Source organism: Photorhabdus namnaonensis, assembly GCF_001684335.1.
Taxonomy (GTDB): Bacteria; Pseudomonadota; Gammaproteobacteria; order Enterobacterales; family Enterobacteriaceae; genus Photorhabdus; species Photorhabdus namnaonensis.
The window spans coordinates 63,952-80,325 of sequence record NZ_LOIC01000044.1; the positions used below are offsets into that span (position 1 = coordinate 63,952).

Sequence of the window (16,374 nt, forward strand, 5' to 3'; positions counted from 1 at the left end):
TCAAGTAGACGGAGGAACTGGCTTTGTTTTGATTACAGGTTGTTGCGATACGCAACTGGTGATGACCAGCGTCAACTGTGAGCTTTCTGACTTCGAGGGGCTGTTCAATACTCAGCATCAACTAAGTATTGAACTCATTCACTTTTGCGAGCATGATCGCAGTTCATTCACCAGTTTAGCTAATAGTCATGACTTCACCCGCAGCACTGCAAACAGCAATATCAAAACTTACCGTCTGGCGTAAAGGCGATCAACGAGCACCGCATAAGCCATTACTGCTGTTGTATGTGTTGTCTGAATACAAAAAAGGGCATGGGCAACTGTTTAATTACGGTGATGAAATCCACCAACCACTATTACAATTACTCACCGATTTTGGTCCTAGTCGCAAAAAACACTATCCTTCAATGCCTTTCTGGCGTTTACGGGGAGATGGCTTCTGGGAACTGGAAAATGCAGAACATTGCACACCACGTCCGAGAAGCAAAGAGCCTCCAAAACAAGAACTTATTGAGTATCAGGTTGCCGGAGGTTTTGATTCAGCCAGTTTTCAGTTACTGTGCAGTCGGCCTGCACTTATTGATAAACTGGCACAACAGATCCTCAATGAACATTTCCCTGAAAGCGTTCAGGTAAGCCTGGCTGAGCGACTAGGTTTTGATATTAACAAGGGGCTAAATAGCCGTGATCCACGTTTTCGTGGTATGGTTTTACGCGCTTATCACTACCGCTGTGCCGTTTGTGGCTATGATTTACGTCTGGATGGCTCACTGGTCGGTCTGGAAGCCGCACACATCAAATGGAAACAGTTCGGTGGCCCTTGCCTTGTGGAGAATGGTTTGGCACTTTGCACACTTCATCATTCCGCTTTTGACAGAGGTGCAATCGGCATAGACGAGAATCTGAAGATTAAGATCTCTGATGGAGTCAATCGTAGCCCGGTTGTTGAGCAATTGTTCTGGGCCAGAGATGGCGAAAGCCTTTATCTGCCGCGTAATCGTCAGTATTATCCAGCGGATAAATTTATTGAATGGCACCAGACTCAGGTGTTTAAGGCATAAATAAAGTCGATTTGTGTTTTAGATATAAACCATCTAGACATTTTGATATTTAGATGGTTATATCATGCGCTTTTCTCCAAATCTCTCACATTATTTCTCCCTCCCTTTTCCAATCCATCTGAATAACTTCATGTCACTGCAATATCAATCCAAACCGTATTTAATCTCTGCTCATATAGAAATGATACTTATCGTGTGGCGGCAATAGAGGGTCGTAGTTTTACAAAGGGAGCTAATGTATTTGGATATCTGATTTATACTTGCTTCGTTTATCGGTTTAGTGATGTCCTAATGACTTTACACACCTACAGACAAGAAGTCTGCTCCAAAGGTTGGCGCGCGCCGGGATTTTCTTTCGGCAGAAATAGCTGATAAAATCTCCATCCTTTTGAATTACCAGCTCTGATCATTCTCATGTACTCATGTAGCTGACAAGAGGGTATATTTATAACGGAGCCGCAATGAAACTTTCAGATCTTGGTAGCAGAATATGTATCATAGGACCATCAAATAGCGGGAAATCCACACTGGCTAATGCAATTTCGGAAAAACTCAATCTGAAAGCCACGCATTTGGATCAACTTTTTCATTTGGCTGATTCAGATTGGCAACCGCGCCCTTATGATGAATTTATTACATTACACGATAAAGTAATAAATGAAGACAAATGGGTTATAGATGGAAACTATAAAAAAGCGCTTCCTCAGCGTCTTTCTAGAGCTACCGGATTAATTTTATTAGATATCCCTACCTTGTTAAGTTTGTCTCGATATATGAATAGGATTTTATTCCAAAGTCACCGACATGGTGCTTTTCCTGGAATAAAAGAACGTATAAAATGGGAAATGATACATCATATTATTTTCGCCGTACCCAAAAGCAGAAAACGTCATACTGAAATTTACGAAAGCTTGTCAATTCCCAAGATAAAACTCATGTCAGTGAAAGAAATTAATCAGCAATATAAAGAATGGGAGCTTTCTCATTATTTAAATCTATGAGAAAGGAAAACAGCAGTAATTTGTATAAAAATAATCATTGAACTATACCCTATGGATTTCAAGATGCATCGCGGTGGCAAAGGAGCGAATCCCCGGGAGCATAGCAAACTATGTGACCGGGGGGAGTGAGTGCAGCCAACAAAGAAGCAACTTGAAAGATGACGGGTATAAAACTTAATATAATGTTTTTATTTAATAATTTTAAGCTCAATTATCTACCATACCCCCAATTATACCCCTGATTATTTTACTACTTTTTAAATCCACCTTTCTTTGAAAGGATATCCACACTATAAAAGTAGAGGAGATATTCTTTCCCCTTATTATCCAACTTTGTGCTGATAGTATCATTATGGTCTTACTTTCTCTGAGTAAATAGATTACACCTTAAAATAACCAATTGTTACTATGTAACAGGAATTTATTTCATAAATTAATAATAATCATCATTATAACATTGGTTTCTTTTTTAATCGCCAACATATCTCACAAATTAAGTAAGCTCTGATCAAAATATTAGAAAAAGTGATTTAGTATGTTTTACTCTATGCAGTATACCAGTGGTCGACTGATCTTTATGAAAAGGGCTTAAAATGTCTGACTCTATTTTTAACTTCAAAAATTACCCAATAGTATTTATTGGATCTGGCATGTCTAAAAGATACTTGGAAAATTCTCCAACATGGCCTGAGTTGTTGGAAGAATACTGGAATAAAATTGATAACAATGGTCAAGGTTTTTATAATTACTTATCGGAAATAAAGGATAAATATAAAGAAAAACAAAATGATCCTGATTTAAATCATAAAATATATTCGGACGCAGCAACTTACATTGAAAAAAATTCAATGGATTATTTAATTCAGGGAAAATATCATTAGAAGGATTGACATCAAAAAGAGTTTTTGATGAGGATATATCACCATTTAAGTATTCTTTATGCCAAAGATTTAAACAAAATAAATTAAAACAAAATATTAAAAAAGATGAACTTGAATCATTTAAGAAATTTTTAAAAAATGCAAAAATGATCATTACAACAAATTACGATTCATTTATTGAAACACTTTTGTCAGAACAAAATGTTGAACCTAAAATGTATATTGGCAATGACGGTTTTTTTGATGATACTATTGGATGGAGTGAGTTATATAAGATACACGGAGATATAGAATTACCTAATTCAATAGTAATTAATAGTGATGATTATGAAAGATATGATAGTAAATCTATACTGATTAGCGCAAAAATATTATCAAGTATGATAAAAAGCTCGATAATTTTTATTGGATATTCATTAACAGATAGAAATGTAAAAAAACTACTGATTGATTTTTCTTCACAACTTCCGAAAGAAGACAAAAGAAAATCTGCTGAAAGAATTATTTTTATTGAGTTTAAAAAAGATGAAATGGATATTATAAAAACACATAGAACAGATGATAAATCACAAATAACGTATACATCTATAGAAACAGATAATTATAAAAAGATATATGATGAAATAAGTAATATAGATGAAGGGTTGCCTCCATATGATATCCTTAGATATCAAAGGGTAATAAAGCAACTTATACTAGAAGAGGGGGAAAAAGGAAATCTAGGTAGTATATTAGTCACACCTTCTGATTTGGATGAATTAGAGAAACATGCCAATTCTGGTAAAAATTTAGTTGTTGCCTTAGGTGATAAACAACTTGTTTATATTAGAGTAAAAGAAATGGAATATTTAGAAGATTATATCTTTGATAAAAGTGAAATACCAAATAAATCAGCTATTGAATTTCTTATCGATTGTCCTCCTCATGCCAGAACTCCTTTCTCAAAGTTAATAAAATCTTGTGATTTCCATAATATAAAAATATCAAAAAAAGAAATGAAAAAAATAGAAACAAGAATAAATATGTATGGAAAAATAGATAACTTAGTTAAATCTGTCAATCTGGATAAAAAATACTCAAATATTGGGTTTGGCTCAATTGAAAATATCAAAGCCGAGAATTTATTAAAAAACAAAGAATTATTGGTTATAATAAAGAATATAAAATCAATAAGTAAAAATGAATTAAGGAAATATATCCAAGAAGAAGCCTTTCCATTATTTAAAAGAAATGGAAAGGATGATCATTTAAAATCAAACTTAAGAAAGTTATTTTTAGCTTTTGATTTATTAACATATGGAGATGTAAGTTTAGATTTGCTAAATAAAGGTGACTAAACTTCTCTTAACTAAAAGAAAAGCTCTAAATAAAAATTAGTGGGGTGCTTAGTACCCCCACAAAAAAATATCCATTTAAATCGAGCCTCTTCTAGTTGAATACTTTTCTAGCCTTTCGCTCAATAAGTTGACCATTAAAATCAAAATACCGACTAGGCCAAATTCCAGAGGGATGAATTTCGAGATAGTTAGCAATAATCCATTCACCTTTAAGCCAAGGCCGACTGAGCGTATTGGCTAATAAGTAGATGAACTGACTCCCGCTTCACGAGAAACAGCCGCTAAGGTTGTTCCACGTTTACGTAATACAGCAATTATATCCGCTTGATGTAGTCGTGAGCCTGTAAGAGCCATGTTGTCCTTTTGCTGCCGCGTCACTTTCAGCGGTAAACCTACAAATGTGACGCTTTAAGTTCTGCGAACGGTTAGCAAAGGTAGTGCGAGCGTTAAAATGCCAACAGGCACAGTAAAACGCTGCAAGGCTAAGTGTCAGGTAGCTGCAATAAGTTAATTGTTTGGGTGTAGAGAAACCATCCACTGAATATTTCAACCAGAGATAGTTAGAGGTGTAAGCTGTATGAGTGAAAGCCACCCTGCACGTATAAAGTGAAATGAGATCAAGACGTAGCTCAATTCCATTAGGTAAAAGACAAATGAAATTACGATCTGATGCTGATATACAAAGTAAGTGCATGACTTAATATTCAATGCACCCTAGTGGTAATATCAAAACATCCTTCTGGGGTAATTTTTAGTTTAATAAACCTTCATCGCCGAACTTTTTAAGATTGTTCTACTGACAATATCTGCTTCCAAAGGTGCGCAAATGTACTGCAATCTTGCTCTCCCTTTCAGGCTACGGGAGTTTTATTTCGCCACCCGGTGGGTAATCCTTGCAAGCGATGGGATTGAGACTCATCAATTTGTGAGCCGAGGAAAGGTGAGATAATGATACAGATGAAGAGGGAAAAATAGCGTACCAACCATCTAAACGTCAAGGTGTCTGGATGGTTAGTAAGTAGCTTATGATAGCTAGTAGTAGATCGACTGTTGTATATTAGCTCACACCTATATTTGCCCACCTACTCCCTTAAACTTCTCAACAAATGCAGCAATTTTCTGGAAAACAGCCTGTTTTTTCGTTCTGTATTCCGGGTTAAGTGGACTTAACTTAGGTAGAGTGGAATTGAGTTCTGTGCCGTTTTCACTTGCATATTCTCGTTTTAATGATGCTGTAATATAGCGTTTAGCCGCGTCTTCATTTAATTTCTCCGAGCTAATTAACTCTTCTGCTTCACGTTTTTGTTCAGCTTGAGCAAATTTGAAAAATTCATCAATAATACTGGCCTTGTCGATAATTTCGTCTAAGTTAGTTTGATTAATGAAATCAACAATTAAACTTTCTTTTGCTCGATTGCCAAGGCTGGAACGAATTAAACGGCGAACTTCATCAATTAACTCTGCCTTATTTTTATTCTTTTTATTGTTTTCAAAAATCAACTCAAGAATGTAATCTAAATTAATTTCCTGCGATTTGAGCAAGTCCACTTCAAAGACGATATCATCCCAGTCAATAGTAGATTTATCTTTCTCGTTAGACGACTTTTCACGGCGTAACCAATCACGCGTATCATTATAGGTAGAGCGGTAATCTTGAATAGTACGCTCAGTTGGCATCTCAATCGCTTGCATCGTGGCGATATCTTCATCACTCAGGTAGTATTTAGCCTTAAATGCCTCAACAGCCTCCGGATTACTAATATCTACATGTTGTAGAGCCTTTAATCCTGCAAATTCATCATAGTTTTGCAGTACATTCTCCGCACGCAAATATTCACCAAATAGTTTGGCAAAATCCTTTTTATCTTGCTCTTTAACAATATCATTAGGATTAGGAAAGCGTCTTTGTAGCTCTGTCACTACCTCTAAAAATCCGCGACGTGCTTCGCCGGTGACTAAATCAGTAAAGCCTTCCATGTATTCTTTATAGCTTTTTTCCAGCACCACGTTTTTGGTGTTTTTATCACCAAACAAAGTGATAGCGTCAACTGTGGCTTGTTCTAAATCACGGAAGGTGACGATATTGCCAAAGGTCTTCGTGGCGTCATAAATACGGTTAGTGCGTGAAAAAGCTTGCATTAGGCCGTGGTAACGCAGATTTTTATCGACAAATAAAGTATTCAATGTCGGCGCATCAAATCCTGTTAAGAACATGCCAACAACAATCAGTAAATCTACTTCTTGATTTTTCACCCGTAGAGCAAGGTCTTTATAGTAGTTTTGGAAACCTTTACTATCTACACCAAAATTCATTTTGAACGCTGCATTATAATCATCAATGGCCGCGCTTAAAAATTCTTTGGCACTGCTGTCCATTGCGGTGAGCTCAAAACTTTCATCAATAAGCTCACCAATAGCATCTTGCTCTTCATTAGCGGCGAAAGAGAAGATAGTGGCGACATTAAGCGGTTTTTTATTTGCTTTATTTTCTTCAGTCTCTTTTTGTAAATGCTTGAACGCTTCATAATAAGCTTTGGCGGCATCCACGCTACTGACAGCAAACATGGCATTAAACCCCTTGCCGCTGGCTTGGAGACGATGTGTTTTTTGCCTGAAGTTATTTAAAATATACTGGGAAATTGCACGAATACGAACAGGATGTAAAAAAGCTTGCTTGTTTTCTGCCGCTGTTAACTTTTTCTCGTCTTGTTCGGTTTCAATGGACTTAAACTGTGGTCTTACATCGTTATAATCAACTTTAAACTTCAATACTTTTTCATCACGAATGGCATCGGTAATCACATACGAATGTAATTCTCGGCCAAATACACTACTGGTGGTATCTGCTCCTAAAGCATTTTGCGGGAAAATTGGCGTGCCCGTAAAACCAAATTGATAATACTTTTTAAATTTCTTCTTTAGGTTTTTTTGTGCTTCACCAAACTGGCTGCGGTGTGCTTCGTCAAAAATAAACACTACTTGCTTATTGTATATTAGTAAATCGCTTTCACTTTTTATTAAATTATTAAGTTTTTGAATGGTAGTAACAATAATTTTATTGTCATCTTTTTCAATATTCCGTTTTAGCCCTGCGGTACTCTCCGAACCATTAACACTGTCAGGCGAAAAACGTTGATATTCTTTCATGGTTTGGTAATCCAGATCTTTACGATCGACCACAAAAAACACTTTATCGATAAAATCCAACTCAGTAGCCAAACGCGCCGCTTTAAAACTAGTTAGGGTTTTGCCCGACCCCGTGGTATGCCAAATGTAGCCGCCACTTTCAGTATTACTCCAATTTTTAGCCTGATACGCACTTTTAATTTTCCACAAAATACGTTCAGTAGCCGCTATTTGATAGGGGCGCATCACTAATAAAGTATTGCTAACATCAAATACAGAATAATGAATTAACACATTCAGCAAGGTATTTTTCTGAAAAAATGTGGCTGTAAAATCTTTTAAGTCTTTAATCAGCGTATTATCAGATTTGGCCCAATTCATGGTGAAGTCAAAACTGTTTTTATCTCGCTTGGTAGTATTGGCAAAATAGCGAGTGTCTGTACCGTTTGAAATCACAAAAAGTTGTAAGTATTTAAACAGTGAGTTTTCTGTATTAAAGCTTTCTTTACTATAACGGTGCACTTGGTTAAAGGCTTCACGGATAGCAATTCCGCGCTTTTTAAGCTCAACTTGTACCAATGGCAGGCCATTAACCAAAATGGTTACATCGTATCGATTCGCTTGCGCCCCTGTTTGCTTGAATTGTTTAATGATTTGTACTTTATTACGGGCAATGTTTTTCTTATCGACTAGATAGATGTTCTCAATATGTCCATCATCAAAAACAAAGTCGTAGATATAATCATTATGAATCTTACGAGTTTTATCTATGCTGTTATCGTTGGGCTTATCTAAGTACTGCTCAACAAAGCGTTGCCACTCACTTGCTGAAAAATCAACATTATTCAGTACCTGCAATTGCTCACGCACATTGGCCAGCATGTTTTGGGGCGTGTTTAAGCCAGAAACATATTCATAACCTTGGTTGACTAAATCGTCGATCAATTCCCGTTCTAAATCACCTTCGCTTTGGTAGGTTTCATTTAGCTGCAATTCCTTGGTGTATTTATCCAGTACGATAAAGTTATTTGATTCAGCAATAGTTTTGTATTCGTTCATACTTCACCTATAAATTCGATTCACTCTAATTTTCTGCCTGTTGGAAGCGGTACATAGTGTTAATTTCATTAACCAGATAGCGCAAAACACGCTTGTCATCTTCCGTAAGCTCGGCGACCTCTTCACCTGCATGTTTTGAATGACTAGAGATATTAATAATCCTAGCCTCATAAGGATTGGGCCTGCCATCATCGGTTTTTGGCAATAAATCACCCCACTTTTTATAGCCAAGAAAAGTAGAGGTTTTTTCTAATATATTTCTTAAAAAGTTGAAGTGATACTTGCTTAATTGACCGCTTTCGATGGCTTTTTCGAGTTCTGACTTCAGATAAAGATGATATGAGAATGGTGAATCATTCGGTTGGATTGCTAACTGATATGTGCCATCTTCATGCTTTGTCAGCCTGTATTTCTCAAACCATTTCTTTTTATAGCTTTTATCATCGCTGTTTAGCTCATTGTGTAGCACGTTATAGAAAAGAGGGTTATGCGTCGTGATGATGAATTTAACGCTAGACTCGTTAGATTTAATAAGTTGAGCAAGATGTACTGCCAACTCAATCAAATGGTTTTCATCTAACGAGCTCACAGGATCATCAATAAAGACGTATTGCAATTGATTAAACTGATCTGTTTCTCGCTCACCGGGTTCAGCGACATTCAGCACGCTGATTACTTGCTCAATCAGTGTGTAAAATATGCTCCAGATAAAGTTGCTTTCTTCACCTTTTGATATTTTAACATTTTCAGTTAGTGCTTCATTGCCACGTTCGAAAGAAAATGTAACCTCCGAACCATTTTCACTAAAATGTGGAGTTAATTTTTCATCCGTATAGCGTTGAAAGTTAGCAATGATATTTCGGTCTTGCCCCTGATCTTTCAGCACCCAATCTGTAAATGAATTCGGCTGGATTTTGAGTTTAGGCTCGGTATTCTCAGATAAGTCGTTATCCCAGTAAAACAAGTCCTCGGTAAAGGCGTTGTAATACAAAAAATTAGTACGCGTCAATGATAGTTCTTCATTGTTGCCACTTTCATCATTATCAATTTTTGGTGCAATTAGCTGTTTAAACTCCCGCGAAAGCCGGGTTTTACCCGTACCATTAAAGGCATAGATCAGTTGTACTTTCTTATTGGCCTCTTTTAATTGCTGTGCTATTTCCGTTAGCGTTTTACTCATATCATGCCTCTACCTCTGGTTTGGGGAAACTCAATAGCAGATCGCGATAATATTCGTATTGCTTTTGACGTAGTTCAATTTCTCGCGGCAAACCTTCGCTAATGGAGCTAGTTAAAGCGTCGAATTTGTCTAGGATACCGACAAGACGATTCTGTTCTTCAATGGGTGGAACTGGGATAGATATTTTTGCAAACCCATTAATCAACAATGTGTTGACTTTGGTTCGAGCAACATATTTTGCTTTTTCAGCAATAAATGGAGTTGTTTGCATACAATAGGAAACAAATTTCGGATTCATCGCATGACGGAAAGCATAACAGTGATCGTGAATAGCTACTCTTTCATTTCCGATCCACGCAACAGCTTTGCCTACATCCTCAACTGTTTCTCCAACATCGGTTATCACAACGTCCCCCGGCTCTGCATAGCGTAAAGTCGTTGCCATTTCAGGGCTAACTTTTGAGAGCACATGACTGGTTGATACACCATACTGTGTATAAATTTCACCGTAGTGGATAACGCTTATACCGTGTTCCACATAATCAGCTTTAGTAAAACGTTTGCCACGAATAAATTCACCAATTTCCCCCAAAGTCTTCCACTCCACCTCACCTTTTTCAAAACTTAACAATTGGTCGCGATAATAATTGTACTGTTTTTTGCGGGCGGTAAACTCAGCGGTAAGCTTAGCGGTAAGCTTAGCGGTAAGCTCGGTAAAGGTGTCCAAAATACGGACGATTTCGGTTTGGATATCGAGCTTTTTAGGAATAGGAACAACAATTTTAGCTAGATCGTCCTTTGAGACCCTACGAACCTTTGCTCCGTTAATATACTTTCTTTTCTGCGTTTGAAATGCTTCTGTTTGAAAATAATAGGCTAGATACTTAACGTCTTGGTCATGCCTGAACAACATCATATCGCCAGAAATAACAGCCTCACCACCCAGCCATGCCAGCGGTTTCACAACATCTTCATCATTTTCTGAAGTTGTCGCAAGCAAAAGATCATTCTTGTTAGCTTTCCTCAACTTATTAGCTAAATCTTCAGAAATATAAGTAAAAGTTTTGTCGGCTGATAGGCCGTATCTGGTATAGATTTGTCCATAATGAATAGCAGGGAATCCCGTTTCAATGAAATCCTTTTTTTGCATTCCATTGCCACGTATAAACTCCCCAACTTCCCCCAAAGACTTCCATTCCACCTCAACGCCATCAAGCAGTTTTTCCATAAAACTCATATTGCTCATGCCTTATTCTCCGTGCCTTCAATCTCAGCAATAATGGCATCGATATCCGCTCGCAGTTGGTCGATTTTTTTAACAGTGATCTTTAATTCGGCATTGAGTTTTGTAATATCAATCTCTTCACGATTGTTTTTGGCTTCTACATAACTACTCACCGACAGATTGTAATCGTTAGTGGCGATGGCTTCAAAACTAACTGATTTTGCCAAATGTTCAATATCAGTTTTGCTATCAAACACCTGCATAATTTGTTCGATATGATCATCGGTAAGTATGTTGTTATTGGTTTCTTTTTTAAACAGAGTGCTTGCATCAATAAACTGAGTAGTGGTGTCGGTTTTGTGTTTAGACAGCACCAGAATATTTACAGCGATGGTCGTGCCAAAAAACAGATTGGATGCTAATGAGATCACGGTTTCGACATAGTTGTTATCTACCAGATATTGGCGGATCTTTTGCTCAGCTCCACCACGGTAAAAAATACCCGGGAAGCAAACAATTGCTGCGCGGCCTTTGCTGGATAAGTAACTCAATGCGTGCAGTACAAAGGCAAAGTCGGCTTTGGACTTCGGCGCTAATACGCCAGCGGGAGCAAAGCGGTTATCGTTGATCAGTGTTGGATCATCACTGCCAATCCATTTCACCGAATACGGTGGATTAGAGACGATGGCATCGAACGGTTTGTCATCACCAAAATGCGGTTCGGTTAAGGTGTTGCCCAACATAATATTAAACTTGTCGTAGTTAATGTTGTGTAAAAACATATTCATACGCGCAAGGTTATAGGTGGTATGGTTAATCTCCTGACCAAAGAAACCGTCTTCAATAATGTGGGCATCAAAATGTTTTTTGGCCTGTAATAGCAGTGAGCCCGAACCTGCGGCGGGATCATAGATTTTATTCACGCTGGTTTGCCCGTGCATGGCGAGCTGAGCGATTAGCCTGGACACGTGTTGTGGTGTAAAAAATTCACCGCCTGATTTACCTGCATTAGCAGCGTAATTAGAGATTAAAAACTCGTAAGCATCACCGAATAGATCAATCTTGTTATTTTCAAACTGACCAAATTGAAGCCCTGCCACGCCTTTTAATACGGCGGCTAAGCGGGTGTTTTTGTCTTTAACGGTATTACCTAAACGGTTACTGGTGGTGTCAAAATCGGCAAAAAGACCCTTAATCTCAGCTTCAGATGGGTAACCTCTGGCTGATCTTTCAATAGCGACGAAAATGGAATTTAAATCTTTGTTTAAATTGTCATTTTCATTAGCACTTGCGGCAATATTAGCAAACAGCTGGCTTGGGTAAATAAAATAGCCTTTGGTTTTAATAGCATCATCTTTAATATCGTCAGTGATAATATCATCTGAAAGCTCAGCATAGTTGATACTCTCATCACCGCCTTCAATGTAGTTTGCAAAGTTTTCACTTATAAAGCGATAAAACAGCGTACCTAGTACATACTGTTTGAAATCCCAGCCATCAACTGAACCTCTCACATCGTTGGCAATTTGCCAGATTTGACGCTGTAGTTCGGCGCGTTGTTGGGTACTTGTCATTGTGAAACTCCACTTTTAATACGTTTTTGAATGGCCATCGGCCCATAATCATCCCAGTATTATAACGAGTAAAGACATTCTCATCATTTTGAATCGCTACAAGTTTAGTCGTCATCTCTGGGTCATTTTGGACTGCTTCCAACACTGATAGGCAATACTGTCCTATATTTTGCTCATAGCAACTTGATATGGCAGACTAATTTTGGTTTGCTTAAGGCGAGAAACTGACGCGCTGCGCTTGTTTTCTCGATTTACCGGGCTAATAAATTAACTCGGTAAATCGGAGAGCTGAAAAACACCTGCCAGAGAAAACTTTTTCGCTTACCTCACCCTATTAAAGAATTAGGAGTAAAACTGTTCACCTATTCACCTTTAAATATTTTTATTTAAATTCATTTTGTTAAATGATGATGACTTGAAAATAGGCTCATCACTACTCTTCATCCAACCGTTCACCTCAAACCAAAAAAAGTGAACAGGGTTGAATTCCGCACATCCTATAATATTAGCTTCATCAGGGGGTATCTCACTTCATTGAACCTGAACGTACCCCCAAATATACCCCCACAATGTAGATTGTAGATTTCAGAGAACCTTACCAGACTTCTGGAGAACAAGGAGAGCTTAACTTTTTGTGTTTACTGGGGTTTTATGAGCTTTACTAGACGATGAGAGAGGTTGATATGGCACGCCCTACAGGATTCGAACCTGTGACCTACGGCTTAGAAGGACGCCAATGTGCTGTTTCATATAGTTTGTTTTGATTTCAATTAATTTCAATATACTGTTTTTAAATGATTTTTAAATGTTGAATGATTTCACGCCATATCATAGTATTTCATCACTAAGACACCCATTAGAGCACCCATTTATGGCAGGAATATTATTCACTGATAGCAAAATTAAAGGCATCAAACCGAAAGACCAAGCTTACTATGTGTGGCAAGCAGCAGCAACACGAGGGACGGGTAGACTGGGTATTAAGATCTATCCGTCCGGCCGTAAAGTGTTCGTGTATAAATACCATAAAGATGGCACTCGCAAGTTTTTAACGCTGGGAGATTATCCTTCTCTATCATTAGCCGAAGCAACTACAAAAGCACAGGAAGCATCAGTTAATGTCTTTGCACCTGAAAAAGTTGTCTTAGAGCACGCGACAATTAAACAACTCTTTTATGATTATATTGCAGATCAAAAGAGAAGGGGGAAACGTTCATATGAAAAGACAGAGAATAGGCTTAATCAAGTGTTAGCCAGCAAGTACATAAATCAAGATACACCCGCGAAAGATATTACCCCCGACCATATTAAGCGAGTGCTAGCTGAATTTATTTCACGCGGGGTTGTAGCTGGATCAAATAAGGTTCGTTCAAATCTTCATGCTGTATTTAATTTTGGTCTGTTTGCTGACAATGATCCTGCAAAGCTTAATGAAAAAACCATTTATGGACTGGATAGAAATCCAGTTGGGGTGGTTCCGCGACAAGAAGGAGTGGACAAAGCATTAGACCGCTTTCTTTCCTGGGAGGAACTTCGCGATCTATTTGAACTTATTCAAGTGCACCCTGCTACGTGTCCAATAAATCCTAATTACGCGCAATTACTTCTCTTGTGTATTTTCAGCGCTGGTCAACGCCCGTGGGAAATCATGACAAATACACGCGATAATTGGGACAAAAGTAATAATACATTGACTGTTCCACCGCATATTTCTAAAAATGGCGATTATCACGTAATACCGTTAAGCAGATCAGCTATAAAAATTCTGGAGTACCAGGAAGAACAATACCCAGGTTCATCTTTTCTCTTCCCCAGTAATACAAAAGAAGGACATATTCTACCCGCCGAGTATGCCAAACAATTACGAAAATTTTGCTCACGTAATGATTTTGCCAGTTTTACTCCTAGGGATATTCGGCGTACATTTAAAACACTTGCGGGAGCAATGGGAATCAGTTCGGAAATGAGGGATAAGTTGCAGAATCACAAGAAACCTGGCGTTTCAACAAAGCACTATGATCGCTACGATTACCTGAAAGAAAAGAGAGAAATTATTGAACAATGGGAAAGGAAGCTGCTATCATTGTGAGCAATAAGGGCCAAACGGCCCTATCATTATCTGTATTATCTCGGCACTTCCGGCCACTCGATATCAGGCGCTTGCAGGACGTCAACACGACTCAATAGCACTCTGTACTTTTTCCACTCCAACAGAGCGGCTTCTTCATCTTCCGTAGCAATTTCTAAGTCAACAGAGTCTTGCAATGGAGACAGTGTTTCATTTGCTTGTTGTAGCAGTGCTGCTTGTTTCTGCCTTGCTTCATTGATTTGATGAGCTTTGAGAAGACCTTGATCAACTACCCAATCCTTGCCATCCCACTTATCGAAATCAGTGGGGGGTTTCTTGAATGTGAGAGTTTCCGGCAATTCCCCAATTTCAGATATCTCAATCGGGTCACGAGTCAGCGTGTCGTAAGCGATTTTTCCCCGGTAATCTGGGAGTATTTCCCAACGGCTTTTATCTTCACTGCGGCGAACGGCTTCATCATCAGACTTCGGCAGCTCTGGCGCATCAGGATAAGCGCCGTCAGATAAGCTGACACCCAACATGACATATTCAATATCAGCGTTGGTAAATTCTCTTGTGATTTGATTAGCGTGATAAACTTTTATCCAGCCGGCTTGAGTCGCTAATCCGTCTTTACCTAATACGGCTGTTTCATGTTCTAAAGAGTATTTCTGTTCTGTCATTATACTGCTCTCACTATGTAATTGAATGCTATGTTGCGGGGGCGAGTTTCGTTTGCAGTACGCGCGACGCGAAATGCATCGAATCTCATTGCATATGATATTTCGTTTTGAGTAACGTAAGACATTGTTCTCACATCACCCTCAGAAAATACGCCACTCGTATTATCATGTGGTCGTGTCATCAAGCCGATGTTGTTACCACCATCCAACACTCCACTTAATTCCTGTATTGCATCTCCCTGCCACGTCCCACAGTATCTTCCCGGATCGGCACCCCGACTACCATCCCAGCCACGAATAAATTCCCCCCGTAAGTCGGGTAATTTACCGTTGGGATAAGCTTCTGCTAGATTCGGAAATAAAGATTTATCAAATTCTTGGCCTCGACACATAAGATAGTTTTTTGACGTCGGGGGGTAGTTTGACGGCCACGGAATAGGAGCGCCAACGGGATAATTATTTACAACATTAACATCATCAACTGTTGCTAATGTTCCAGATTTCATCGGAAAATTAATAGAATAAATAATATCACGATTAGCGTCTCGCTTATATACTTCAAGAGACTGCTGATAATCATTAGAAAGATTAGCTCGAATAACAAAGGCTCCACGTGACTGTTTATCGTCTGGCGGAAGAAAATGAATTTTTGGAGCAGTCCCACTAACATCAACATAACTAACATTTCCACGCGCAAAACGACTGTCAACCCAATCTTGAGAAACTGAATTTTTCTGTAACTCAGCTATTTTTGATGTCATTGCATCAATAGATTTAAGCTGAATTGTTTTGCCTTCCGGGGTTGTGATGTATACTACTCCACTTTCTGTCATCCATTTATTCAGATTAAATAGTAGTTCATCTGTATACTTTAATTGCGCCGTGACTTTTCGAGCTGCATCTGAATAAGTGTTCGGCACTGATGTTTGAATGAAATATTCAGCATTAGAAACAGAATACGGAAATTTATCGATTAAGACTAATTCAGTATCACTATTAATATTTTTAATTGCTGATAACTTAAAATCGTTACCGACTTTAATTAATATAGTCTGAGCCGGAGCAACACCGAATTTGTTATCTTTCCAGTGTGTTCCTGTTCCTATTAAAATATCTGAATTAGCAATTGAAACTGTACCTGCGTTGTATGAAGACATGTTTTAACCTTATATTAATTAT

At 38.1% G+C, this 16,374-nt stretch carries 10 protein-coding genes and 2 pseudogenes; 5 read left to right on the forward strand and 7 right to left on the reverse strand.

The window, feature by feature from the left end:
* Positions 1 to 28: 28 nt before the first annotated feature.
* The 4 genes and pseudogenes from Phpb_RS25710 (at position 29) to Phpb_RS08580 (ending at position 4,280) form a co-directional block, all read left to right on the forward strand.
* Entirely contained in the window at positions 29 to 244 is a 216-nt protein-coding gene (locus tag Phpb_RS25710; RefSeq protein WP_131817506.1) for a hypothetical protein, read from the forward strand.
* A complete protein-coding gene (locus Phpb_RS08570) occupies positions 189 to 1,061 on the forward strand; it encodes a phosphorothioated DNA-binding restriction endonuclease (RefSeq protein WP_065389978.1) in 873 nt (290 codons plus the stop codon). Before Phpb_RS25710 ends, Phpb_RS08570 begins: the two co-directional genes overlap by 56 nt.
* Positions 1,062 to 1,522: 461 nt before the next feature.
* The gene (locus Phpb_RS08575; RefSeq protein ID WP_065389979.1) at positions 1,523 to 2,062 is read left to right on the forward strand and encodes a GTPase; all 540 of its coding nucleotides are present in this window, start codon (positions 1,523 to 1,525) and stop codon (positions 2,060 to 2,062) included.
* Positions 2,063 to 2,655: 593 nt separating this feature from the next.
* Positions 2,656 to 4,280, forward strand: a pseudogene (locus Phpb_RS08580) (SIR2 family NAD-dependent protein deacylase).
* A 91-nt stretch (positions 4,281 to 4,371) separates the two neighbouring features.
* On the opposite strand, the pseudogene Phpb_RS08585 reads toward Phpb_RS08580, so the two are convergent.
* From Phpb_RS08585 to Phpb_RS08605, 5 genes and pseudogenes are all read right to left on the reverse strand, one after another.
* Positions 4,372 to 4,634, reverse strand: a pseudogene (locus tag Phpb_RS08585) (helix-turn-helix domain-containing protein).
* Between the two features lie 714 nt (positions 4,635 to 5,348).
* The gene (locus tag Phpb_RS08590) at positions 5,349 to 8,465 is read right to left on the reverse strand and encodes a type I restriction endonuclease subunit R (RefSeq protein ID WP_065389980.1); all 3,117 of its coding nucleotides are present in this window, start codon (positions 8,463 to 8,465) and stop codon (positions 5,349 to 5,351) included.
* A 25-nt stretch (positions 8,466 to 8,490) separates the two neighbouring features.
* A complete protein-coding gene (locus Phpb_RS08595; protein WP_065389981.1) occupies positions 8,491 to 9,645 on the reverse strand; it encodes an AAA family ATPase in 1,155 nt (384 codons plus the stop codon).
* Between the two features lies 1 nt (position 9,646).
* Entirely contained in the window at positions 9,647 to 10,891 is a 1,245-nt protein-coding gene (locus Phpb_RS08600; protein WP_205634754.1) for a restriction endonuclease subunit S, read from the reverse strand.
* Entirely contained in the window at positions 10,888 to 12,444 is a 1,557-nt protein-coding gene (locus tag Phpb_RS08605; protein WP_065389982.1) for a type I restriction-modification system subunit M, read from the reverse strand. The genes Phpb_RS08600 and Phpb_RS08605 overlap by 4 nt, the downstream gene beginning before the upstream one ends.
* 805 nt (positions 12,445 to 13,249) lie before the next feature.
* On the opposite strand from Phpb_RS08605, the gene Phpb_RS08610 reads away from it, so the two are divergent.
* Positions 13,250 to 14,533 carry a tyrosine-type recombinase/integrase gene (locus Phpb_RS08610; protein WP_240492468.1) on the forward strand — a complete coding sequence of 428 codons (1,284 nt, stop codon included), beginning with the start codon at positions 13,250 to 13,252 and terminating at the stop codon, positions 14,531 to 14,533.
* Positions 14,534 to 14,568: 35 nt separating this feature from the next.
* On the opposite strand, the gene Phpb_RS08615 is transcribed toward Phpb_RS08610, so the two are convergent.
* Positions 14,569 to 15,195, reverse strand: coding sequence for a tail fiber assembly protein (locus Phpb_RS08615; protein WP_065389984.1), 627 nt, complete (start codon positions 15,193 to 15,195; stop codon positions 14,569 to 14,571).
* Positions 15,195 to 16,352: a phage tail protein gene (locus Phpb_RS24455; RefSeq protein WP_240492469.1), complete on the reverse strand. Its 1,158-nt coding sequence runs from the start codon at positions 16,350 to 16,352 to the stop codon at positions 15,195 to 15,197. Before Phpb_RS24455 ends, Phpb_RS08615 begins: the two co-directional genes overlap by 1 nt.
* Positions 16,353 to 16,374 lie beyond the last annotated feature (22 nt).